The following is a 20,908-nucleotide window of genomic DNA, read 5'->3' on the forward strand; positions in this document are numbered from 1 at the left end:
TAATCACATGTCTGCAGATACCGCACTCCTCGTCATCGATGCCCAGGAATCCTTCCGTCATCGACCCTATTTCCGTGAAGATGAGATCGGGACTTACATTGCGTCTCAGCAGGCGCTGATCGATGGCGCGAAAAGGGCCGGTCTTCCGGTCGTCCAGATATTTCACGTCGAGGAGTCAGGCGTTTTCTCTGAAGGCTCGGGTTTCGTCCGTCCGCTGACGCCGCTTCAGATCAAGGCGGATGCGGTGTTTCGCAAGCGCCGCCACAGCGCGCTCGTTGGCAGCGGCCTGGACGTCTGGCTGACTGAAAACCACATCCGCCGCGTCATCGTCTCCGGCATTCGCACAGAGCAGTGCTGTGAGACGACGACCAGGCACGCCTCCGACCTCGGTTATGAGGTCGACTATGTCGGCGAGGCGACGCTGACCTTTCCAATGACCGATACATCCGGCCGCGAATGGAGTGCCGCCGAGATCAGGGCGCGCACGGAACTGGTCCTTGCCGATCGTTTTGCCCGTATCGTTACCGTGGAGCAGGTGCTCAACGGGCTTTCAGCACGAGCGGCCGCATAATGGTGGAAGGCCCCCGGCGCATCATCCCGGTTTTTGTGGTCGTGCCGCCGCGGGCGCTCCTGCTCGATATCGCAGGTCCGATGGAAGTCTTGCGCAGAGCCAATCTCGAACAGGAATCGATAGCGTTCTTGCCGACCTACATCGGACCTGCCGCAGAGGTGCGAAGTTCGACCGGTCTCGACTTGGCCAGGATTTCCCCGCTTCCGGCACGCCTGCCCGATGACGCACTTCTCGTTGTTTCCGGTGCGGTGGATGAACCGCTCGCTGGAGCGGTTGAGACTGCTCCGGGAGACGCGGCTCTCGAAGCGAAAATCGTTGAATGGCTGAGGGCGATCGTTCGTCCTGGTATCCGGCTTGCGACGATCTGTTCCGGTGCCTTGCTTGCGGCACGCGCGGGACTGCTCGAGGGACACGAATGCACCACCCATCATTCCATGCTGCAGGATCTCGTCCGACTTGCTCCGACCGCTCGCGTCCGCGAAAACCGGCTCTATGTCGAGGACGGCGAGCGCTTGACCAGTGCCGGCGTCACTGCAGGGATCGATCTCATGCTTGCCGTTGTCGCAAAAGAGGTCGGCCACGCCGTGTCGCTTGCCGTCGCACGCACGCTGGTCATCTACCTGCGACGGGCCGGCGGTGATCCTCAATTGTCGCCGTGGCTGGAAGGGCGAAACCACCTCCATCCGGCGATCCACAGAGCTCAAGATGCCGTCGGTGCCGATCCGTCGCAGAACTGGTCCGTCGAGGCGCTTGCCAAGATCGCCGCGACGAGCCCGCGCAATCTGTCACGGCTTTTCAACGAGCACACCGGCATGAGCGTAACCGACTATGTAAACCGCATGCGAATTGCGCTCGCACGAGAACTCATCATCGGTTCAAGACTCGATATGGAAAACGTCGCCGAACGCATCGGCTTTTCGTCGGCTCGACAGTTTCGGCGGGCCTGGAGACGAGTTCACGACACACCACCAGGCCACGTCCGAGCGCCTGCCAGGGGCTGAAAAGCTAGATCAAATCCCCCCGATCCAGAGACAGAATTCGAAATTGTGCTGAGAAAACGCGGCGCAAGAGTGCGCAAACAACGGCTGTATGGCAACGGGATCTGGGCCTGATGGACAAAAAAAGAGGCCACGGGCGTAAAGCCGGGCCTCGAGGTGTGAAGGTCAAGAACCTCCAGAGGGGGAACAGCCGACGTAGCGGGTCGGGAGGAATGAACCGCCGAAGATCGTCGACTGTCGAGATGATGACCGAAGGTCGTTGCTGATGCGAAGTATAAGGCACTCAAATCGAGGCGCTCCATGACAAATTCTACCGCAGACGATCTCAGAAAGACCCGCAATCAGCCGATGGATGGTGAAAGACGATGTCGGCAAGAGCCTGCTGCTGCGGATCGAGAACGTCATTCACGCTCTCGATGCGAGGCTTGAGAAAAGCGTCCGATTAGGCCAGAACAGCCGATCCGTAAGTGGAATCCAATGCTGGCGATCCTCGGCCGACAGCTGTATGCAGCTTGCGGAAAGACGAACGAAGGTCACCTATGAGAATAGAATTTCTGCTTTGGCTCGCCGGCGCAATGGCAACATTCCTCGGTGCGGCGACCGCTTCACGCACCTATATCGCGACCAACAGCATTCTTGTGCTGGTCCTGTCACTTGCGCTTTATTGTGTGGGTAATCTGATCATGGTGCGGCTGATGAGAGAGGGTGGAATGGGGCTCGCCATATCGGTTTCCGCCGTTGCTCAACTGCTGCTCATCAACGTGATTGCATATTTTGTCTTTGACGAGCGGCTCGCTCCCTCACAGATGGTCGGCGCGGGACTGGGTTTGGTCGCAATGATGCTATTGTTGTTCCCGATTGGGCAAAGATAGCAGAGTCTGAAGCGGTGAGTGCGGTTCTTCGAAAGATGCGAAACCAGAATGCAACGAGGGGCAATATCCGCCCCAGAGTCTCCTAGACATAGGGTCCGGGACAGCAGCGTCTGCGAAAGCCTGCATCAGATGATGTATTCCGGCTCTGCCAGCGCTTGATCCATTGTGATGCCGGGAAGGCTTGAGTGGCGTTTTCCGGTCGGTGTCGCCGGAATGCCGACGACGGAGGTGTAGGGCGCAACGGAACCGACGACCACGCTGCCGGCCCCAACCTTGGCGCCGACGCCAATTTCTACATTACCGAGGATTTTGGCTCCGGCTCCGATGAGCGCCCCACGCCTTACTTTTGGATGGCGATCACCGCTTTCCTTGCCGGTTCCGCCCAAGGTCACGTTTTGAAGGATCGATACGTCGTCTTCGACAACCGCTGTCTCGCCGATAACGAGGCCGCTTCCATGATCGAGCATGATGCTCTTTCCCATTTTCGCGGCGGGATGAATATCGACCCCAAAGACTTCGGAAATGCGGCTTTGCACGTGCCGGGCCATATGGATGCGGTCATGATGCCAAAGCCAATGCGCGACACGCTGTCCCTGCAAAGCCACGAATCCCTTGAAGTACAGGAATGGCGTCAGGATTTCCGCATTTGAGGGGTCACGTTCCTTGATCGCCGCCAAATCCGCAGCAGCATGATCGACGATATCTGCGTTGCTGATCAGCGCCTGGGCGATCACGGACAACAGCTCATCCTGATCAAGGTCGTGGTTGGCAAGTTTGAAGGCGATGCGCTGCGCGAGCGCCTGCGCAAAACTCGCATGATAAAGAACTGCGGAATTCATTGTACGAGCCAGGGACGGATCCTTCGAGGCTGCATCCATCGCCTCACCGCAAAGCGCGTCCCACAATTTAGAAACGTCTGACGACGGGGGCGGTTCTTTTGACAGATCGCTCAAGCTGCGGTTTAAACCTGCCATGCCAACCTCCTCAAACCGCGAGTACTCGTCTCCATTGTAGGAAGCGATGCTAGGCCGGTTGCTACCGTGGGGGGAGGTTGCAAACGCTCGCGACGACGACGAAAGCTCGTTTATTTTCCTATATATTCGATAGAAAAAGAGAAAATTCTGCCGTCGACGCAGGTCAAAGGTCGCAATTCGCGGCAGCCCCATGCGGATGCGGTTGAGAAATTACCCAGCACATTAAACGGTTTGCGTCCTGTGGCGGGGGTTGGCGAGGATGACTTGCCGAATAGATCTTGCTATCCGGCGACCATTATCTATCATCTTTGTAGAGATTAACGCGGCAAGAACAGTTCCGGCTGTGTTTTTGTAAACCGAGCTGATCCAACGCAGAAGGAGCCAACGCATGACTCTTCTCTCGCCCCACTCTTTGGACCCTCAGGGGAAAGATGCGGACCGCCTTGCGAGAATTGCGATCGTCGGCCGGGGCTTTACCGGCATCATGACCGCAATCGCTCTGTTCAAAGGCATCGATCGTCCTTTTCACCTGATAATGTTCGATCCCCGACCCAAGATCGACGTCGGAGAGGGCGTGAACCATGCTGTGGCAACGGTATTGAACAGTCGTGTTCGCGACTTGTCCGTCGATCCCACGCGCAGGGACGACTTCCAGAGCTGGCTGGAAGCGGACAGGGATTGGCATGATGGCCTTCCCGCCAATTCTGCGGGGCTCGAGCACTCATTCGTTCCGGAGCGGGTGTTTGGCAGCTACGTCTACAAGCGTTTCGCTGAGGCGTTGATGGCGCGGCCGGACGTGGTTGTTCAATTCCTTCCGGAGACCGTGATCGCAATCGATCGCCATCCGCAGATGGGCTTTTCCGTTTTTTTCGGCAATGACCAGAGGAAGCATTTCGACGTCGTCTTCCTGGCGACGGGCTATGGATTGCGCGACAGTCTGGAGAAGCCCACAATACCCATCGGAGCCCAAAGCGGTGTCGTGATCGGAGGCGGGGTCAAAGCCGTGGGTCAAGCCCTTGCGCTTCTGAAAGACGGCAAGGTCCCTCATATCAATCTCATTTCCGAATCCGGCTTTCTGCCGCAATCGCATGCCCAGGCGGCGGTCGGATCCGCCGCTGCGGGCGAACCCATCCCGCGAACGCTGCGTGGTGCGTTCCGCTATCTGCGCGATGCGGCAAGGCGGGCGGACGCAGAGGGGTCTGGATGGCAGGGCATCATGAACGGGTTTCGGCTGCAGGCACGCGAGCTTTGGGAAGAGTTGAGGCCGGATGAACGCGCAAGGTTCAAACGGCATGTGAAAGCAGTGTATGACAGCCATCGCCACCGGTTGCCGCCAGACGATTACAGGCACCTGCATCAGGCTATCGAAAGCGGCGCGATCACCTTGAGGAAGGGCAGGGTTGAACGCATTGCCAGCAATGGTGTGTTGCTGTCGGCCTCGCAAGGCCTCGAAGTACTTCAGGCCGATTTCACGGTTGACTGCCGGCTTCCTTCGTCCACCAATGACAGTTCCCTTATAAGGTCCGTGGTTGCGTGCGGTCTGGCAACACGCGATGAGCTCGAACTTGGTCTCGTCGCCGACGAATGCGGGCGCACTATTGCTGCGCACCGTTCAGTTTCCGGTCTTTTTGCGATGGGCCTCTTGGGTCTTGGCAGTGTTGCCGATATCGATCTGGTGCCGCAGATCGTCTCACAGAGCCATGCCGCCGCTGCGTCGCTGAATGAATGGATTGGCAACGCTACGAACGTGGTGCAGGCGACATCCGTGTGATGGGGAACTGGAATATGTGTGTGAGGTTCGCTGCCGCCCGGCAGGATCGACAGGGCTAACGTCTTTCTGAACGGTCGAAGTTGAGATGAAGCCGCCAGCCCGCGGTCCGCCATTCTATCGTGGCGCCTTAGTTCGACCGCAGTCAGGCCGACTGTCTGAGACCGAGTTTCTCTTTTCCGCAATCCTGCCGATGTCGTTTGACAAGATCTGACGATTGGAGTGCGGTCCAATCTGCCGGAGGTCCGTTGTCAGCTCTTGGATCTCCGGCCGATGCGGTTCTGGGCAAGGCCGACGCAGAGCGCCTGGAGCGCGTCAGGCCACGTTGCTTAATTCCTGCGACGCAAAATCGATCAACAGGATTGCGATTTCATAACCACGTCGCTGCAGCCAGTGGGCCACGATGCGCGCGCGTGCGCCGATGAGGTCGTCGACTAGTACGACGCGAGCCCCTCTGACCGCGATGGTCCGATAGGCCACACCGAGCAGCTGGCCGCCTTCCGAAGACAGTGTGCCGTCGAGATGGCCGGTTTCGAATTCCTCCGGCGTCCTGACGTCCAAGAGGTAGGTGGTGCGATCGGGATCGGCCGCCCATGCCCTTGCGGTCGCGATATCGATTTCGGGGAAATTATCACCGCTGCTCAGGATGCCGATCTGCCGGCGGGCAAATTCGACCGCCGTCTCGCTGGCCTGTCCGTAGGTGCGCGTCTTGCCTGTCTCCAGGCTGAGGCCGGCTGCGGTCCAGGCCTTGGTCCCGTCGTGAAGATAGGACACCTTGTTGGGAACTTGAGCGTCGATCAGCGTTTGTGCGCCGAGGATGGCGCGCGGCAGGCCGGCGCAGGAGACAACGACCCTCGTCTTTTCGGAGGGCACCACGTCCTTGAAGCGCAATACCAATTCCGCACCGGGCACGCTGACGGCGCCGGGCACGTGCTCGCGGGCAAACTCGGGCACGGTGCGGGTGTCGATGACGACAACATCTTCACCATCATCGCGAAGTCGCTTCAATTCATCGGCAGAGATGACCGGCGTGCCCTTTTCCTCCTTGACTGCAAGGGTAAAGTCGACGCCGGGCGTATCGAATGTCGGCAATTCGGCCCCTTCTCCATCTGCCGTCCAGCCGGGAATACCGCCGTCGAGCGCGAAGATGTTCGGCCATCCGGCAACTGCAACTTCCGCGGCAAGGCGCTCGGCCGCTCCATCGCCGCCGTCGGCGAGCACGGTGCGGACGACCTTGCGCGGCACAAAGCGCGAAAGTTCACGCACAACTCTGTCGGCCGGCAGATTGGTGGCAAAGAGCGGTGAGGCGTAACCCACGACATCGGGCTCGCGGATATCGAAAACTGCAAGCTCGTTCCCATCTGCAAGCCAATGCCGGAACGTCTCGCGCGAAATCGTCTTCTGGCCCATGATTGGTCTCCTTGTCCTTTGTGGTGATGGCTCAAGACTAGCGGTCGCGCCGTACCGTTTCGAAGCCGGTCGATGCGAGCACAGACCAAAACCCGAAAAGCATTTTCATAATACATAAAATCTATAGAGTTTATTTTCTTACCTGCATTTCCTACCTCTCGTAGGTTTTTGACCGTCATTCACCGGCCCTTCGCTCATTGAAGCGCCATGGGGCCGATCGGCCAGGAGGAACGAAGAGTGAGATTTAAAGAGATTACCGGTCTGATCCGCAACGCTGGCTTTGGCATCGCTGTTGCCAGCCTATTTGCCGGTGCATCCTGGGCGCAGGGTGCTCCCGACCTCGCGAGCGTGACCTTGACGGTCGGCACCCCGAACAAGACGGGCCTGCACCGCCAGCTGATCGCTGCCAATGAAATCGAAAATCTTCCCTACAAGATCAAATGGGCGGATTTCGATTCCACGCCGCCGCTCGTCGAAGCGCTGCGCGCCGGACACGTGGATATCGCAGCCGGCGGTGACACCGGCGTGCTGGCGGCGATTGCCAATGGCGTGAAAGTGACGATCCTGGCCGGCACGCGGGAGCGCAAGGAAAGCGGCAGCGCCATCCTTGTGCGCGGCGATTCCTCCTTGAAGGACGTGGCCGATTTGAAGGGTCACAAGGTCGCTTTGCCCTATTTCACGAAGCAGCACTATCAGTTCGCCAAGGCGCTGGAACAGGCCGGCGTGCCATGGGACGACAAGCTGATCCTGAATCTCAACACGACGGACGGCCTGTCGGCGCTGGTCAACAGTCAAGTCGATGCTTTCGTGGTTTGGGATCCGAACACGGCGATCGCCCAGCAGCAGCATGGCGCGCGCATTCTGAAATCGCTGAGCAAGGTGATCGACACGGCGGGCGTCCTCTACGCGCCGACGTCCTCCGTCGAGGATGCGGCCCGCAAGGCCGCTCTCGAGGACCTGGCGCGTCGCATCATCCGGGCGCAAGCCTGGGTGAACGCCCATCCGACGGAATGGGCCGAGCAGGTCGCCAAGCTGTCGCAGATCTCGCTCGATGCGGCCAACCTCCAGGCCAGCCGCTCGCGGGTGGAATATGTTCCCGCAACCGATGACGACGTGCTTGCCGGCTGGCAGAAGGAGGTCGCCTATTTTCATGAAAGCGGCCAGTTCAAGCGCGATTTCAGGGTCGAAGACTATGTCCTCAAGGATTTTGGCGACGTAATCCGTGATGAGAACAAGAAGCTGGCAAAGACGAATTGATGGCGTTGCTCACCAGCCTTTCGGAAGGGCAACCGGCGCTACCCGGATCGGGCGTGTCCGATCCTCGCCCGGTTACGGGTCTTGAACGTATCGTTCCGGCAGGCAAGCAGAAAACGGTTTCCCTGCCGCGGGGCTTCGGCAAGAGCCTCGGACCTGCTGCGCTCGTGGTCGCCTGGTGGTTGGCCACGCGCTACGGCTGGATTTCGGAGGACCTGTTTCCGGGACCGGCGACGCTCTGGGCAACCCTCCTCGACATGATCACGGGCGGCGACCTGTCTGAAGCCCTTTTGCTGTCGCTCCAGCGGGTCGTCATCGGCTTTTGTTTCGGCTTCGTGATCGGCGTCGGCCTCGCGGTCATCTCCGGGCTCCTGCGCCTCGGAGAGGACCTCGTCGATGCGTCGATGCAGATGGCGCGCACGCTTCCCTGGGCCGGCCTCGTGCCGCTCCTGATCATCTGGCTCGGTATCGACGAAACACCGAAGATAACGCTCGTCGCCTTCGCCGTGACGTTTCCGCTCTACATCAATACCTTCGCCGGGATCCGCAATGTCGACAAGACCCTCATCGAGGCGGCGCGCACGCTCTCCTTCGGGCGAACCGCGCTGATCTTCCAGGTCATTTTGCCGGGAGCACTTCCGAACCTGCTCGTCGGCCTGCGGTACTCGCTGGGATCTGCCTGGCTGGCGCTGGTATTTGCCGAGACGGTCAATGCGCAAGGTGGTCTCGGCTATCTGATCACCCACGCACGCGAAGTCTATCGCGTCGACATCATCATCCTTTGCCTTGTCATCTATGCGCTTCTCGGGCTTTCGGCCGACCTCATCGTCCGGCTGCTCGAGCGCGTGCTGCTCAGATGGCGTCAAAGCTTCGATGGAGCATGAGCATGTCCTTTCACGCCCCGTCCCCGACGGGTCTCTCGGTCAGCGTTCACGGGCTTGTGCGCCGCTTTGGGCCGCGCATCGTCATTGATCATCTCGACCTCGAAATCAGACACGGGGAATTCGTCGCCCTGCTGGGCGCGAGCGGCTGTGGCAAGAGTACGCTGCTGCGCATCCTGGCGGATCTCGATCACGAGATCGAGGGCGATGTCTTTGTCTCACCGCGCCGCGGCGTGGCGTTCCAGTCGCCGCGGCTCTTTCCCTGGAAGCGGGTCTGGAGCAATGTCGTGGCCGGACTCGGCAGGAGCGGTAACCGGGCGAGGGCGGAGACGGCGCTTGCCGAAGTGGGGTTGGTCCATCGCGGCGATGCCTGGCCAAAGGATCTTTCCGGCGGCGAGGCCCAGCGTGCATCGCTGGCGCGCGCGCTCGTGCGCAATCCGCATTTGCTGCTGCTCGATGAACCCTTCGGGGCGCTGGACGCGCTGACGCGGCTGAAGGCCCAGGCCCTCGTCGCCGATCTCTGGCAAAAACATCGGCAAGCGGTGCTCCTCGTCACCCATGACGTCGAAGAGGCGCTGCTGCTTGCCGACCGGGTGCTGGTGATGCGAGACGGGGTGGTGGCGCATGAAGCGACGGTCGATCTGCCACGGCCCCGCTCGACCGGCAGCATAGGCTTCAACCGGCTTCGCCTGCAGCTGCTCGATTGGCTGGGCGTGAGCGAGCCGACAGTCGAAAAGCCAGAACAGAACAATCATAGACATTGAGGAAGCGTGTTGATGACCAGGATCGATGAAGGCTGGGGCCGTGGCCCCTCGGCGCGCTATGAGGAAATTGCCGCGCGATTCCGTCCCATTTTCGATCGGATAGGGGAGGCGGCAATCGAAAGGGATCAGCAGCGGCGCCTGCCTTTCGAGGAAGTCCGATGGCTGCGGGAGGCGGGCTTCGGCGCTTTGCGTATTCCGGCGGTCTATGGCGGTCTTGAGGTTACCTTGCCGGAGCTTTTTGCGCTGCTGATCGAACTCGCGGCGGCCGATCCCAATATCACCAATATCTTTCGCAGCCATCTGGGCTTCACGGAGGATCTCCTTAATGCGCCGAACAATAGCTGGCAGGACGAGTGGCTGACTCGCCTCGGGCGCGGCGAGATGATCGGCAGCGGCTTTTCGGAGCTCGCCGGCCTCAAGGTCGGGGACCATTCCACGACAATCGTGCCGGATGGCGATTTCTATCGCCTGAACGGCGAGAAGTTTTATACCACCGGCTCGATCTATGCCGACTGGATCAACCTGGCCGCCGTCGACGGATCGGGTTCGCCGGTCGCCGCTCTCGTGCCCACGTCCGTGTCCGGCGTGGAGATCCTCGACGATTGGGATGGCTTCGGGCAGACCATGAGCGGCAGTGGTACCGCGCGGTTTGAGAACGTCAGGCTGGAGGGCGCCCACATCAAACCGGATTCGGCTCGCTTTCCCTATACCCCAGCCTTCTTCCAGCTCGTCCACCTGGCAAGCCTTGCCGGGATCGGCCGGGCTGCCGCCAAGGAGCTCGCCCGCCATGTCGGCAGCCGGGCCAGGATCTACCCGCGCGGTAATGGCGCGACGAGCGCGGAAGATCCGCAGGTGCTTGAAGTGGTGGGCCGTGTCAGGGGGCCGGCCTATGCTGCCGGCGCCATCGTACTGAATGTCGCGCAAGCCTTGCAGCGGTCCTTTGAAGCCAATACCGCCGGCGTCGATCCTGAACAAACCGATATCCACCTTCTTGCAGATATCGAAACGAGCCAGGCGGTCACCGTCATCTCGACGCTCATCCTCGAGGCGACGACGGTTCTCTTCGACGCCCTCGGCGCATCCGCGGCCAAACGTGCCACAGCGCTCGATCGCCATTGGCGAAACGCCCGCACGATCACCTCGCACAATCCGCGCATCTATCACGATCGCGTCGTGGGCGAGTTCGCCGTCTCCGGCAAGAAGCCGGCAGCCGTCGGTTACCGCAAGATCATCACACCATTCGGCCCGAGCAGCGAGGTTGCCTGACAATGACGACACCGGCCCGCAAACTCAATCTTAACGTCGGCATCAACACCACCGGCTATCTTGCCAATGCCTGGAAATACAGGAGCGGCAACCGGCACGACATCAACGACCCGGATTATTACCGCCGGCTGACCGAACTTGCGCACAAGGGGCGCTTCGATGCGGTCTTCTTTTCCGATCATCCGGCGCTGATGACCGATCCCGCGAGCCGGCCCTTTCATACGATCGATCCGCTGATCCTCTGCACCGCCCTTTCGGCACAGGTGCCGGATATCGGTTTCGTCGTGACGATGTCCTCGACCTATAATTCGCCGTTCAATTTTGCCCGGCGGGTGCAGTCGACCGATATCATCTCGGGCGGCCGGCTGATCGTGAATGTCGTGTCCTCCTTCAACCCGCATGTCGCCGCCAATTTCGGTTCCGAACCGTTGCCTGCGCGCAGCGAGCGCTACGCCAGAGCCTCCGAATTCCTTGATGTCGCCAAGGAGCTCTGGGCGAGCTGGGACCCGATGCGTGAGGGCGAGGTGCCTGAAAACCGTTTCTGGGACGCGGGAAGTTCGCATACGATCGATCACAAGGGCGCCTATTTTTCGGTCAGAGGGCCGCTCAACGTGCCGAAAGGGCCGCAGGGGCATCCCGTCATCGCCCAGGCCGGGGCATCCGAGGGGGGTATCGAACTTGCCGCGCGTCACGGTGAAATCATCTATTGCAACATTCTTTCGCGCGGCGCGGGCCGGGCTTTCGGCGCGAAGGTGAGGGATCGCGCCGTCGCAATCGGTCGCGATCCGTCGGGTATCCGCATCGTGCCCGGTCTTGTCGTCATCCTCGGCGAAAGCCGCGAGGAAGCGCTGCGCAAGCACGAACTTTATAGCGGCACGGGGTCGGAAGACGGACTGCTGGCGCGGTTCGTCAAGGAGAACGGCATCGACCCAGACGGTTTCGATCCCGACGCCGTGCTGGATGCGGAACGGTTCATCCCTGATCCCAATCGCCTGCAGGCCGTGGGCATGGGACTTGGTCTGTCTGACCTTCTGACGCATGAGAAGCTGACCGCGAGACAAGCGGTGCGCAGGTCGGAGGGCCATCATCGCCTCCTGCTCGGGACGCCAGAGGACGTGGCTGACGACATCATCGATCTCTGGGCGGACGCTACCGTGGATGGATACACACTCCAGCCACCACGCGCGCCCGACGATATCGAGGAATTCGTCGATAAAGTCATTCCAATCCTGCAGGATCGCGGCGTCTATCGGCGGGAATATGAAGGCAAGACGGTTCGTGACCGCTATGGGCTGCCCTATCCGCAGGATCCTGCTCGGGCTGGTGACGCGAGCGCGCTTGCGGTTCCCGTCGCAGCCCGCATCGGCTCTTGAAACATAAGCATCGATCGCTCAACGCGGCACGGCCGCAGATGGAACGATGCGATGAAGCCCGTTCAAGCCGCCGTAGAAAGAGGCATTTTTTTCGCGCATTGCGCCGATCATAAACTGCCGTTTCTTTAATCTAGTATTTTTATAGACAATAGTGATTTTAACGAAAGGAAAGCCGATGGCCGCTCTCAAACTCGTTGGAATCGCAGGCAGCTTCAACCGTCCGTCCAAGACGCTGGCGCTCGTGAGCCATATCGCCGGCATCGCTAGCGACAAACATGGTTTCACTAGCAAGGTTTACGACATGCTTGATGTCGGACCTTCCCTTGGAGACGCCAGCTGGCGCAGAGATCTTGACGGACAGGCCGAGGCCGTGATCTCCGAGATCGTCAGCGCGGATTTGCTGATCGTCGGCTCCCCCACCTACAAGGGTTCCTATCCAGGTCTCTTCAAACATCTGATCGATCTGATTGATCCGCACGAGCTGCGGGCAAAGCCGATCATCATCACCGCAACGGGCGGCGGCGACCGGCACGCACTGATGGTCGAACATCAACTGCGCCCGTTGTTCGGCTTCTTCATGTCTCATACCCTTCCGACTGCGATCTATGCGTCCGATCGGGATTTTGCCGACTACGCCGTTTCCTCAGAACAGCTTTCCAAGCGCATAGACGAGGTCATAAGCGAGATCGACGCTTTCTTCCCAGGCTCTCGCCCGGCGCTGTATGCCGCAGAATAGGAGGCGGCCATGCACCAGAGATTGCAGGAAAAGACCGAGTCTGAGCCAACGAGCGAGGAATTATGGAGCGTCTTCGACTTCTCGCGGCGCTACCGGCTGGCGAAGTCTGAAGAGAATCGCCTGCTGAAACTGTTCGGAAAGATGGCGTCGCCTCGCGACCTGCTTTCGAGCGCCAGGCGAACCGAATTGTCTCCGTAACAACCGACCGATCGAGGAGGTTCGCTATGACACGAGGCATGCTTGCCCAGCTCGCTGCGAGAATTACCCGGCTTTCTCACCGGCGAGTGCACGGACAAAAGGTCGGATCGCCCGGTCTCGAGGGTGAAGACCGCCAGACGGCACTGGAATACGAGCTTTCCTTTTGGCGAGCGGCAGCTCCAATCTGGTATTAACGGAGGCGACAATGGCAATTGTCGACAATCATCAGCGCTTCTTGCCGCGACATCGCGCCGACTGGCTCTCTCCCGTCTGTCTGCGCCTCCATCAGGTTGCGGCCGCCGGATCGTTTGCCTTCATTCTGGCGCTCGTCCTCGGACTGATTTGATCGACGACGATGAAGCGGCGAGCCATGATGGACAGGGACCTAGAAGAAACGGCGTTAGCCGGGGCTGGCGATCCGCCGGCAAGCCAGGCGCGCCGCCGTCAGATCATTGACGAGATTGTGAGAACGCTCGCCGCTCTTGCCGAAGGGCTGGAAGGCCAGAATGGGGTATCACAGGAATCCATCGGGCGCCTGATCGGAATTCTCCAGACTATGTCGGACGGCATCGCATCGGCCGACGATGCGACCTTCAATGCGATCATGCGCGAGGCCGCCTTGCTGATCCGGGCAGTGCGTGATCGACAGGCCTATTTCAGCCAGTTCACGGTCCACTAGGATGCAGGCGTTCTTGTCGAAAGCCTCACCGATCCATGAGGCCGCCTCGGAAGAAAAGAACCATCCCGCAGACTTGCGTACGATGGCGCTGACGGCCGATCTCGTTTCACTCAGCCTGAGGCTGGAAGCTGACCCCGGACCGGATCCCAATCGTGTTCCGCTAAGCGACGGGGAACTTCAGGTCCTTTCGGAGAGACTGTACCGTGACGCCGTGGGCCGGCCGCTATGGGTTTTTGCTTATGGCTCGCTGATCTGGAAGCCGGACTTCGACGCGGTGGAATGGCAGCACGCCCGTGCCCGCGGCTGGCACAGGTCCTTTTGCCTGCAGATGACGCGGTGGCGGGCGACCGATGCCGTGCCCGGTCTGATGATGGCGCTCGATCAGGGTGGGCAATGCAACGGCGTCGCCTACAGGCTCTCGGAAGAAGACCGCATGGGGCAGATCCGTCGCATGATCCGCAGGGAGATTGGCACGATCACCGACTCCTCCTTCATCCGATGGGTTCCGATCGAAACGCCACAGGGACCTTTGCGCGCCTTAGTGTTCTGGGCCGGACCGAAAGGCAAGCGCGTTCTGCGCGGGCTGCCTCTGGAAAGCGTCGCCGAGGTTCTGGCCAGGGCCTGCGGGCATATGGGGTCCTGTGCCGAATATCTCTATCTCACCGTCAAGCATCTCGAAGAGAAGGGCATCCGCGATCGAAATCTATGGCGGCTCCAGGCACTGGTCGCCGAGGAAATCAGGCGTATTCACGGGCTTGAGGCCGCGTAGCTGCGCAAGACCGCTCCCCACTTCCAAAAAAGCTTCAGCGTCACCGGCGTGGTGTTTGCGCTCGATGCCTTGGTTCTGAGATCCATCACCGATGAGACCCGCCTGGCGCGGGACACGAGACCACCAACGACAATCGTTATTCGAAGGAAAGCGTCAGCAGATGAGCCACGAACTGGATATCGTCGACATTCACACACATCTCTGGCCCCTCGAATGGGGTGCTGATGGCAGCAAACGCATATCCGCCGGGCTTCCCGACACTGTCCTGAAGAAGATTGTCGACCCGGCTTCCCTGATTGACGAGTTTTCCTCGGCTGGTGTCTCGCTTGCTGTTTTGAGCACGACCGTCGAGAGCCTGTTCGGTATGGAGAAGCCTGCCGATCCTCATGTGATCGTCGAGGTGAACGACTGGCTTGCCGGGCTCGTCAAGACCCAGCCCGACCGCCTGGCCGCACTGGCGACCATCGATCCCTTTTCCGGCGAGGTGGCCGCCCGGGAGGCAGAGAGGGCGCTCGGCGAACTTGGACTGGCCGGCCTCGTCGTCGATTCCTATCGTGATGGCAAGTTCATCGGTGATCCGGTCGCCCGCCCTACGCTCGCCGTCGCAGCTCGTTTCGGCAAGCCGGTTTTCGTGCATCCGGTCAATGCGCCGCAAGCCGGCGTCCTTATTGCCGGTGCCGGCAAGCTCGGCAATTCGCTGGGCCGCGGGCTGATGAACGGCGTTGCCTTTCTGTCCCTGCTGGAAAACGGCGTGCTGGACGAGTTCCCGGATCTCAACTTCGTCTTCGCAACCCTTGGCTTGGGCGCGGTCGTGCAGGCGGCGCGTGGTGGCCGCTACTCCCAACAAAACCGCGCTGCCGGGCATCGGCCGAATGTCTACTTCGACACGATGGGCGACGATCCGTCGATCATCGCCATTCTGGTGCAGTTCTTCGGCGCCGAGCGTGTTGTTGCTGGAACGGACTGGCCCATCCTTCCCGCCCTTTCCCGGCAAACGCTGGCGCAAAACCTGGCAGCGGCAGGTCTTGACGCGCAAGCACGGTCTCTGGTTGCCGGTGGCAATGCGCGTCGGCTATTGGGCCACGTCCTTCGCTAGATCCCATCTTTCACCATTGGCAACGTCGAGCGCCGTCCGCTGCCTGTTGCAGCGGACGCGATGCCTGCGCGACAAGCTTTGCTTCTCCGCCGCGATAGAAAATCTGCCTTTGCTTCGGCCGGCCGCAAAGGGATCATTCCGACAGCGGGGCATGGGGCTCCGTCAGCGCTTTCTTGAGCGTCGCCGCCTTTGGAGCCGACCATGTCGATCAGCCGCCGTCAATTCAATCAGTTCCTCCTCGCAGGCGCCGCCGGCCTTGCATTTGGTGCCGCCGGTCCCCAGGTTGCCGGCGCCGCAAGCGAGACCCCAGTCAGAGGCGGCACGCTCAACTGGGCCTATTATCCCGATCCGAGCGCACTGATCGCCATCAATACATCCTCAGGCACCGGCCAGGCCATCGGGCCCAAGATCAACGAGGGCCTGTTCGACTTCGACTACGATCTTAATCCCATCCCGCTTCTTGCGACCGAGTGGTCGGTCAGCGAGGATCAGTTGCGCTATACGTTCAAGCTGCGCGAGGGGGTCAAATGGCATGACGGCGCCGACTTCACATCGGCCGACGTCGCCTTCACCATTTTCCGGCTTAAGGAAGCCCATCCGCGCGGCCGGATCACCTATCAGAACGTCACGGCCGTCGAGACGCCCGATCCGCACACAGCAATCGTCGTGCTCACCAAACCCGCGCCCTATCTCATTACGGCGCTCTCCAGTTCGGAATCGCCGATCGTTCCGAAACATGTCTACGAAACCTTCAAACCACAAGAGCAGCCCAAGCTTGCCCAGACGATCGGAACCGGCCCGTTTCTTCTGAAGGAATGGGTTCCCGGCAGCCACCTGATCTTCGAGCGCAATACGAATTACTGGGATGCGGGAAAGCCCTATCTCGATCGTGTCATCCTGCGTGTCATCCTCGATCCGTCCGCTCGCGCTGCCGCGCTCGAGACCGGCGAGATCGATATCGGCGCCAACCCAGTGCCCCTGTCGGACATCGAGCGCCTCAAGGCCAATCCCAACCTGGTCGTCGATACGACGACCTATGCCTATTCCGGACCACAGCAGCAACTGTTCTTCAATTATGAGAACGAAATCCTGACCAAGCGCGACGTGCGCCTGGCGATCGCGCATGCCATCGATTTGCAGAAGCTTGTCGATATCGCTCTGTTCGGCTATGCGCAGGTCTCGCCGAGCCCGATCAGCACCGCCTTGCCGAAATGGTATGATCCGAGCATCAAGGCCCGTGAACCGGATCCCAAGCTCGCAGAAAAGCTGCTCGATAAGGCGGGCTACCCGCGCGGTGCAAATGGCGTGCGCTTCAAGCTTCGTCTTGCCTACAATTCCTTCCTGCCGCCCTCTTATGCCGACTTCATCCGCCAGTCGCTTTTGGCCGTCGGCATCGATGCGGAAATTCTCAAATTCGACCTCGCGACCTTCCTGAAGACTGTCTACACCGATCGCGCCTTCGACCTCGTGATCGAATCACTGTCTAACACGTTCGATCCGACGCTCGGGGTCCAGCGCGCCTACTGGTCCAAGAATTTCAAGATCGGCCTCGTCTTCTCCAACGCCAGCCACTATGCCAACCCCGAGGTCGACCGGCTGCTCGAAGCTGCAGCCGTCGAGCCCGACGAGGCCAAGCGCCGCGATCTCTGGTACCAGTTCCAGCGCATCATTCACGAGGATGTCGTCTCGGTCGATCTTGTCGCCGCAGGCTCGCAAATCGTCGCCAGTAAAAAGGTGAAGAATTTCGCGCCCGGAGCGCAGGGCATCAACAACAGCTTCGGCCAGATATGGCTGAGCCCGGATGCCTGATGGCTCCGACATGACCGGCCGCCCCTACGGGGACGGCCGAGCCTTGTGTTATTTCGAATTTCAGATACGCCCCGCCTCCAGGCGAGCGAGGGCGTTTTTGGCGGCGATCACCCTGACCATGTGGTTCTGCGGCGCGTGCGAGCGGCCGGTGATCGCATCGCGATGCTGACGTTCGAGTCCGAAATCCCTGTTGAGCCCGGGATTACCGGCAAGATCGAGCGCCAGGCTTGTCACCGCAACCGCGTTGTCGATCACCACATGGCGCACCGCCATGCCGTCGATCCCGACCGGCCTTCCGGCATCGACGTCTTCGCCGAGCGAACGCAGCAGCCTGGCATTCGTCGACAGGCGAACCTCGATCTCGCCGAGACCATCCTGGATGCGGGGCACGGTTGAAATCGGTGCGCCGAGGCTTGCAGGCGCATGATGCGCCGAGAAGGAGATCACCCTGTCACGCGCCGACAGCGCCACGCCGTGATAGACGGCGCCGATCAGCGAAAAGAAGAAGGCCGTCGCGTGCTCCTCCCGCCTTATCGGCTCCGAAGCGGGCTGCGCCTCGATAACGTCTTCGAGGGGGATCGCGACATCATCAAGAATGATGTCGTCACTGGCGGTCGCGTGCATGCCGGCGGCGTTCCAGGTCTTCTCGATCGTCAAACCGGGGCTGTCGGTCGGCACGAGGAAGGAGGCAAGTCGTGGCTCGGGCTCGTCGGTCAGGGCCAGAAGCGATACCCATTTGAGGATCGGAATGCCGGTCACATAGGTCTTGCGACCGGTAATCCGCCAGCTGTCGCCGACCCGCCTTGCAATCGTCTCCGGCAAGGCGCCATGGGCCGGAGAGCCGATACGCGGCTCGGCCTGGGCGGCGTTGATCAGGGCCGGGCCGAGCCGGTTGGCAAGAAGCACCCGCTCGGCGAGATGGCTCGGCCATTTTCCGAACCGCCGCAGGCTGTAGTGGCTATTGTAGTGCATGGCGAGCACCAGCGCCGTGGAGGGTTCGCCGCGGGCGATCTCGCTGATCACAGCCTGCGCATCCGCAAGCCCGCCGCCATAGCCGCCGTGCTCTGGCGCCGTCATCAAGCCGAGCAGGCCCGCCTCGTAGAGCCGGGCGAAGTTCTCGAAAGGAAATTCGCCGCTCGCGTCGAAATGATGAGCGTCTACCGCGAAATCCTTAGCAAGCCGTCGTGCTCTGTCGATGGGGTCGATCGTTTCCTGCAGCATGCTTATCTCCTGTCAGGCGACAGCGCGGGCATCAAAGCCGTCGATATGACGGCGGTCGACCCAATCGGCGATATCGAAGTCGGCAGCGAGGAAACCAAAGTCGCGCAGGAAATCCTTGTAGTGGCCGACCGCTTCGACCAACCCGGGCTCCAGACCGAGGCCGAGATGGCGGTGGATCTCCGCCCCGTTTGCCGCCAGTACCTGCTCCTCGGTGGCGCCTGCCTCGCGGGCAACGAAGCGGCGGGTTTCGTCGGGATGGGCTTCGGCCCAGTCGGACGCCTTGTAGATCGCCTCCAGGAGCCGGTAGACGAGATCGGGTCGCTCGTCCGCAAGCAGTTCGTCCACAGTGAGGACGCGCGGCGAACCGGAATTGATGCGGATCTTCGGGTCAGGGTGAAAACCGAATTCAACGACCTGAACGGCACCGATCAGATTGGCGACGCTGATGCCGGCCGTTCCCTTCACATAGATCGCATCCACCTCAGCACGGAGGAGGGCTGCGATCTCCTCGCCATAGGCCTGACGACGCTTTAGACCGAATAGCGATGGTCCCTCCTGGGTGGCAAGCACGGAATCGGCAAGTGCGATGTCGATGATCTCCACATCGCCAAGCGCAAGACCTTCGAGTGAAAGGGCCGACTGCAGACCTTTCAAGGCCGTGGCGCGCATGAAGTCGACGATACCTTCCGGCCGGCGGGCAATGCCGAAACGACGCCCCTTCAGGTCCTTGGTGTGTTTGATCCCGGTCTGGGGCAGGGTGATGATCGCTTGAAACTCGTCGGTCCAGGTGATGCCGACGAGCCGGGTCTTGCGGCCTTCCGAGCGGGCGCGGATTGGCGGCACATTGCCGCCATGGCGGAAGGACCAGTCCAGCGTATGGTTGAAATGGCTCTGGCGGATGGCGCGGTCCGGCGAGTCGATGATCGAGTTAAGTGTCACACCTTCCTTGCGGAAGCCTTCCTCCAGGTAGCCGAGTTGGGCGGCAAGGCCAACCGGTGTCGGCACCGGGCAGCGCGTGTACCAGATTTCGGAAATGGCATTGCTGGTCATGGTTGTCCCTTTCTCAGTGGCGCAGGCCGGCCTGCTTCATCAGCGGCAGCACGTCGCTGCCGAAGAATTCGAGGTCGTCACGGAAATCGAAGAAGCTGAGCTGCAGACCGTCGACGCCGGCTGCCTTCAATTTCAGAAACTGGTCGACCACGCTTTCAGGCGAGCCGATGACGCGGATATTGCCGCCGACGAAGCGGTAGGGATCCTGGGGATCGCGGCCTTTCCAGGCCTGGGCGTCGGAGTTTAGCGACGAAAACCCCTGCGGCGAGCGCTGGTCGCCATGGGCGACGATCCTGTCGGCAAGCTCCCAGGCCTCTTTTTCTGTCGGCCGGCAGATGACCATCGGATTGAGCAGCGTGCGCACCGTGCGTCCGACATCCTTGGCCGCATCCTTGACCCTCTTGGTATGGGCGGGCAGCGACTGTAGCGCGCTGTCGATATCGGCCCCCGTCGGGCTGGTGATGAAGACGATGTCCGAATAGCGGGCCGCAAAGGCGATGCCGGCATCCGAACCCGTGGCATTGACGAGGATCGGTCGGCCGAAATTGGGCTTCGGCGTCACGAAGCCGCCGCCGAGTTTCCAGCTGCTTTCGCCCTCGAAGGAATAGTTCTCCGTGTCGGTCCAGAGGCGCTGCACGACCTCGAGGAATTCGGCCGCCAGCTCGTAACGCCTGTCATGTTCGATGCGCGGCCAGCCGAACATTTCGTGCTCGACCGCGCGGTGGCCGGTCACGACATTGATGCCCCAACGGCCGCCGGTGATGTGGTCGAGTGTGGCGCCGAATTTGGCAAGATGCAGCGGATGCCAGGGACCGTAGAGGACATGCATGGTGGAGATCAGCATGATTTTCTTCGTGAGCCCGGCAAGGGCTGCGGTTGATACGAAACTGTCGAGGGCCTGGCCGTTGAAGACGCCGCCATAGCCGCCCTTCGGCAGCCATTGCGACAGGGCGAAGACGAGATCGAAGCCGAGTTCCTCGGCCCTTAACGTGAGCGCCTTATTGTAGTCGAAGCGCCAGTCGGTCGACCGCTCAAGGGTCGATTGCGTCCAGCCACCGGCCTGGATCGGCAGGAAAAGGCCGAGCAGTACCGGCTGTTTGAGCGCCTGCGAGAGCGGGCTTTCGGCAAAATCGGTGGGGGCGGAAAATTTCGGCAGGCCGACGATGGAGCCGGGAGGATGTTGGATGGACATGACGGATCTGTTTCTCTTTCTGCCTGC

Annotated in this window: 20 protein-coding genes and 1 pseudogene; 16 read left to right on the top strand and 5 right to left on the bottom strand. The window is 60.7% G+C overall.

From position 1 onward, the window contains the following. Positions 1-31: 31 nt before the first annotated feature. The 3 genes and pseudogenes from AB4Z13_RS19130 to AB4Z13_RS19140 all read left to right on the top strand — a co-directional run. Positions 32-571, top strand: a pseudogene (locus AB4Z13_RS19130) (isochorismatase family protein); the annotation flags it as partial. Then, positions 571-1,572, top strand: a complete 1,002-nt coding sequence (locus tag AB4Z13_RS19135; protein ID WP_113323922.1) for a helix-turn-helix domain-containing protein — start codon at positions 571-573, stop codon at positions 1,570-1,572. The pseudogene AB4Z13_RS19130 and the gene AB4Z13_RS19135, both read left to right, overlap by 1 nt. Positions 1,573-2,108: 536 nt before the next feature. Then, complete coding sequence (locus AB4Z13_RS19140) at positions 2,109-2,441, top strand: hypothetical protein (protein ID WP_113184976.1); 333 nt, start codon at positions 2,109-2,111, stop codon at positions 2,439-2,441. A gap of 125 nt (positions 2,442-2,566) precedes the next feature. Here the strand turns inward: AB4Z13_RS19140 and cysE are convergent, their stop codons facing one another. Continuing rightward, the gene (gene cysE / locus AB4Z13_RS19145; RefSeq protein ID WP_113323921.1) at positions 2,567-3,415 is read right to left on the bottom strand and encodes a serine O-acetyltransferase; all 849 of its coding nucleotides are present in this window, start codon (positions 3,413-3,415) and stop codon (positions 2,567-2,569) included. Positions 3,416-3,803: 388 nt separating this feature from the next. Between cysE and AB4Z13_RS19150 the strand changes: the two genes are divergently transcribed. Further along, positions 3,804-5,186 (top strand): FAD/NAD(P)-binding protein, encoded by a 1,383-nt coding sequence (locus tag AB4Z13_RS19150; protein ID WP_113323920.1) that lies wholly within the window; start codon positions 3,804-3,806, stop codon positions 5,184-5,186. 312 nt (positions 5,187-5,498) lie between these two features. Here the strand turns inward: AB4Z13_RS19150 and AB4Z13_RS19155 are convergent, their stop codons facing one another. Continuing rightward, complete coding sequence (locus AB4Z13_RS19155) at positions 5,499-6,593, bottom strand: rhodanese-like domain-containing protein (protein WP_113323919.1); 1,095 nt, start codon at positions 6,591-6,593, stop codon at positions 5,499-5,501. 237 nt (positions 6,594-6,830) lie between these two features. Here AB4Z13_RS19155 and AB4Z13_RS19160 point away from each other — a divergent pair, with 237 nt between their 5' ends. From AB4Z13_RS19160 to AB4Z13_RS19215, 12 genes are all read left to right on the top strand, one after another. After that, entirely contained in the window at positions 6,831-7,850 is a 1,020-nt protein-coding gene (locus tag AB4Z13_RS19160; RefSeq protein ID WP_162748059.1) for an ABC transporter substrate-binding protein, read from the top strand. After that, a complete protein-coding gene (locus AB4Z13_RS19165; RefSeq protein WP_113323917.1) occupies positions 7,850-8,731 on the top strand; it encodes an ABC transporter permease in 882 nt (293 codons plus the stop codon). The genes AB4Z13_RS19160 and AB4Z13_RS19165 overlap by 1 nt, the downstream gene beginning before the upstream one ends. Continuing rightward, positions 8,728-9,492, top strand: a complete 765-nt coding sequence (locus AB4Z13_RS19170; RefSeq protein WP_113323916.1) for an ABC transporter ATP-binding protein — start codon at positions 8,728-8,730, stop codon at positions 9,490-9,492. The genes AB4Z13_RS19165 and AB4Z13_RS19170 overlap by 4 nt, the downstream gene beginning before the upstream one ends. A gap of 12 nt (positions 9,493-9,504) precedes the next feature. Further along, on the top strand, positions 9,505-10,758 hold the full coding sequence (locus AB4Z13_RS19175; protein ID WP_113323915.1) for an acyl-CoA dehydrogenase family protein: 1,254 nt from the start codon (positions 9,505-9,507) through the stop codon (positions 10,756-10,758). 2 nt (positions 10,759-10,760) lie between these two features. Beyond that, the gene (locus AB4Z13_RS19180) at positions 10,761-12,131 is read left to right on the top strand and encodes an NtaA/DmoA family FMN-dependent monooxygenase (protein ID WP_442206520.1); all 1,371 of its coding nucleotides are present in this window, start codon (positions 10,761-10,763) and stop codon (positions 12,129-12,131) included. Between the two features lie 175 nt (positions 12,132-12,306). After that, a complete protein-coding gene (gene msuE / locus AB4Z13_RS19185) occupies positions 12,307-12,867 on the top strand; it encodes an FMN reductase (RefSeq protein ID WP_113323914.1) in 561 nt (186 codons plus the stop codon). Between the two features lie 9 nt (positions 12,868-12,876). Further along, the gene (locus tag AB4Z13_RS19190; protein ID WP_113323913.1) at positions 12,877-13,065 is read left to right on the top strand and encodes a hypothetical protein; all 189 of its coding nucleotides are present in this window, start codon (positions 12,877-12,879) and stop codon (positions 13,063-13,065) included. A 205-nt stretch (positions 13,066-13,270) separates the two neighbouring features. Further along, a complete protein-coding gene (locus tag AB4Z13_RS19195) occupies positions 13,271-13,411 on the top strand; it encodes a hypothetical protein (RefSeq protein WP_162748058.1) in 141 nt (46 codons plus the stop codon). Between the two features lie 24 nt (positions 13,412-13,435). Beyond that, positions 13,436-13,744, top strand: coding sequence for a hypothetical protein (locus tag AB4Z13_RS19200; protein ID WP_113323912.1), 309 nt, complete (start codon positions 13,436-13,438; stop codon positions 13,742-13,744). Between the two features lie 82 nt (positions 13,745-13,826). Next, on the top strand, positions 13,827-14,513 hold the full coding sequence (locus AB4Z13_RS19205) for a gamma-glutamylcyclotransferase (RefSeq protein ID WP_310382173.1): 687 nt from the start codon (positions 13,827-13,829) through the stop codon (positions 14,511-14,513). A 160-nt stretch (positions 14,514-14,673) separates the two neighbouring features. Next, entirely contained in the window at positions 14,674-15,609 is a 936-nt protein-coding gene (locus tag AB4Z13_RS19210) for an amidohydrolase family protein (protein WP_113320706.1), read from the top strand. Between the two features lie 201 nt (positions 15,610-15,810). After that, the gene (locus AB4Z13_RS19215) at positions 15,811-17,418 is read left to right on the top strand and encodes an ABC transporter substrate-binding protein (protein ID WP_113320707.1); all 1,608 of its coding nucleotides are present in this window, start codon (positions 15,811-15,813) and stop codon (positions 17,416-17,418) included. Between the two features lie 60 nt (positions 17,419-17,478). Here the strand turns inward: AB4Z13_RS19215 and AB4Z13_RS19220 are convergent, their stop codons facing one another. From AB4Z13_RS19220 to AB4Z13_RS19230, 3 genes are read right to left on the bottom strand one after another with little or no spacing between them, the layout of a single operon-like run. Continuing rightward, the gene (locus AB4Z13_RS19220; RefSeq protein ID WP_113320708.1) at positions 17,479-18,639 is read right to left on the bottom strand and encodes an acyl-CoA dehydrogenase family protein; all 1,161 of its coding nucleotides are present in this window, start codon (positions 18,637-18,639) and stop codon (positions 17,479-17,481) included. Between the two features lie 12 nt (positions 18,640-18,651). Further along, on the bottom strand, positions 18,652-19,689 hold the full coding sequence (locus AB4Z13_RS19225; RefSeq protein ID WP_113320709.1) for an ABC transporter substrate-binding protein: 1,038 nt from the start codon (positions 19,687-19,689) through the stop codon (positions 18,652-18,654). Between the two features lie 13 nt (positions 19,690-19,702). Next, positions 19,703-20,881, bottom strand: coding sequence for an LLM class flavin-dependent oxidoreductase (locus AB4Z13_RS19230; RefSeq protein WP_113320710.1), 1,179 nt, complete (start codon positions 20,879-20,881; stop codon positions 19,703-19,705). Between the last annotated feature and the right edge of the window lie 27 nt (positions 20,882-20,908).

The sequence above is a fragment of the Rhizobium sp. YAF28 genome (assembly GCF_052113285.1).
Classification (GTDB): domain Bacteria; phylum Pseudomonadota; class Alphaproteobacteria; order Rhizobiales; family Rhizobiaceae; genus Rhizobium.

Bases quoted from the DNA above. Each gene is read 5' to 3' on its own strand.
- AB4Z13_RS19135 (WP_113323922.1), top strand. From the start codon at position 571: ATGGTGGAAGGCCCCCGGCGCATCATCCCGGTTTTTGTGGTCGTGCCG.
- AB4Z13_RS19140 (WP_113184976.1), top strand. From the start codon at position 2,109: ATGAGAATAGAATTTCTGCTTTGGCTCGCCGGCGCAATGGCAACATTC.
- cysE (WP_113323921.1), bottom strand. From the start codon at position 3,415: ATGGCAGGTTTAAACCGCAGCTTGAGCGATCTGTCAAAAGAACCGCCC.
- AB4Z13_RS19150 (WP_113323920.1), top strand. From the start codon at position 3,804: ATGACTCTTCTCTCGCCCCACTCTTTGGACCCTCAGGGGAAAGATGCG.
- AB4Z13_RS19155 (WP_113323919.1), bottom strand. From the start codon at position 6,593: ATGGGCCAGAAGACGATTTCGCGCGAGACGTTCCGGCATTGGCTTGCA.
- AB4Z13_RS19165 (WP_113323917.1), top strand. From the start codon at position 7,850: ATGGCGTTGCTCACCAGCCTTTCGGAAGGGCAACCGGCGCTACCCGGA.
- AB4Z13_RS19170 (WP_113323916.1), top strand. From the start codon at position 8,728: ATGAGCATGTCCTTTCACGCCCCGTCCCCGACGGGTCTCTCGGTCAGC.
- AB4Z13_RS19175 (WP_113323915.1), top strand. From the start codon at position 9,505: ATGACCAGGATCGATGAAGGCTGGGGCCGTGGCCCCTCGGCGCGCTAT.
- AB4Z13_RS19180 (WP_442206520.1), top strand. From the start codon at position 10,761: ATGACGACACCGGCCCGCAAACTCAATCTTAACGTCGGCATCAACACC.
- msuE (WP_113323914.1), top strand. From the start codon at position 12,307: ATGGCCGCTCTCAAACTCGTTGGAATCGCAGGCAGCTTCAACCGTCCG.
- AB4Z13_RS19190 (WP_113323913.1), top strand. From the start codon at position 12,877: ATGCACCAGAGATTGCAGGAAAAGACCGAGTCTGAGCCAACGAGCGAG.
- AB4Z13_RS19195 (WP_162748058.1), top strand. From the start codon at position 13,271: ATGGCAATTGTCGACAATCATCAGCGCTTCTTGCCGCGACATCGCGCC.
- AB4Z13_RS19200 (WP_113323912.1), top strand. From the start codon at position 13,436: ATGATGGACAGGGACCTAGAAGAAACGGCGTTAGCCGGGGCTGGCGAT.
- AB4Z13_RS19205 (WP_310382173.1), top strand. From the start codon at position 13,827: ATGGCGCTGACGGCCGATCTCGTTTCACTCAGCCTGAGGCTGGAAGCT.
- AB4Z13_RS19210 (WP_113320706.1), top strand. From the start codon at position 14,674: ATGAGCCACGAACTGGATATCGTCGACATTCACACACATCTCTGGCCC.
- AB4Z13_RS19215 (WP_113320707.1), top strand. From the start codon at position 15,811: ATGTCGATCAGCCGCCGTCAATTCAATCAGTTCCTCCTCGCAGGCGCC.
- AB4Z13_RS19220 (WP_113320708.1), bottom strand. From the start codon at position 18,639: ATGCTGCAGGAAACGATCGACCCCATCGACAGAGCACGACGGCTTGCT.
- AB4Z13_RS19225 (WP_113320709.1), bottom strand. From the start codon at position 19,689: ATGACCAGCAATGCCATTTCCGAAATCTGGTACACGCGCTGCCCGGTG.
- AB4Z13_RS19230 (WP_113320710.1), bottom strand. From the start codon at position 20,881: ATGTCCATCCAACATCCTCCCGGCTCCATCGTCGGCCTGCCGAAATTT.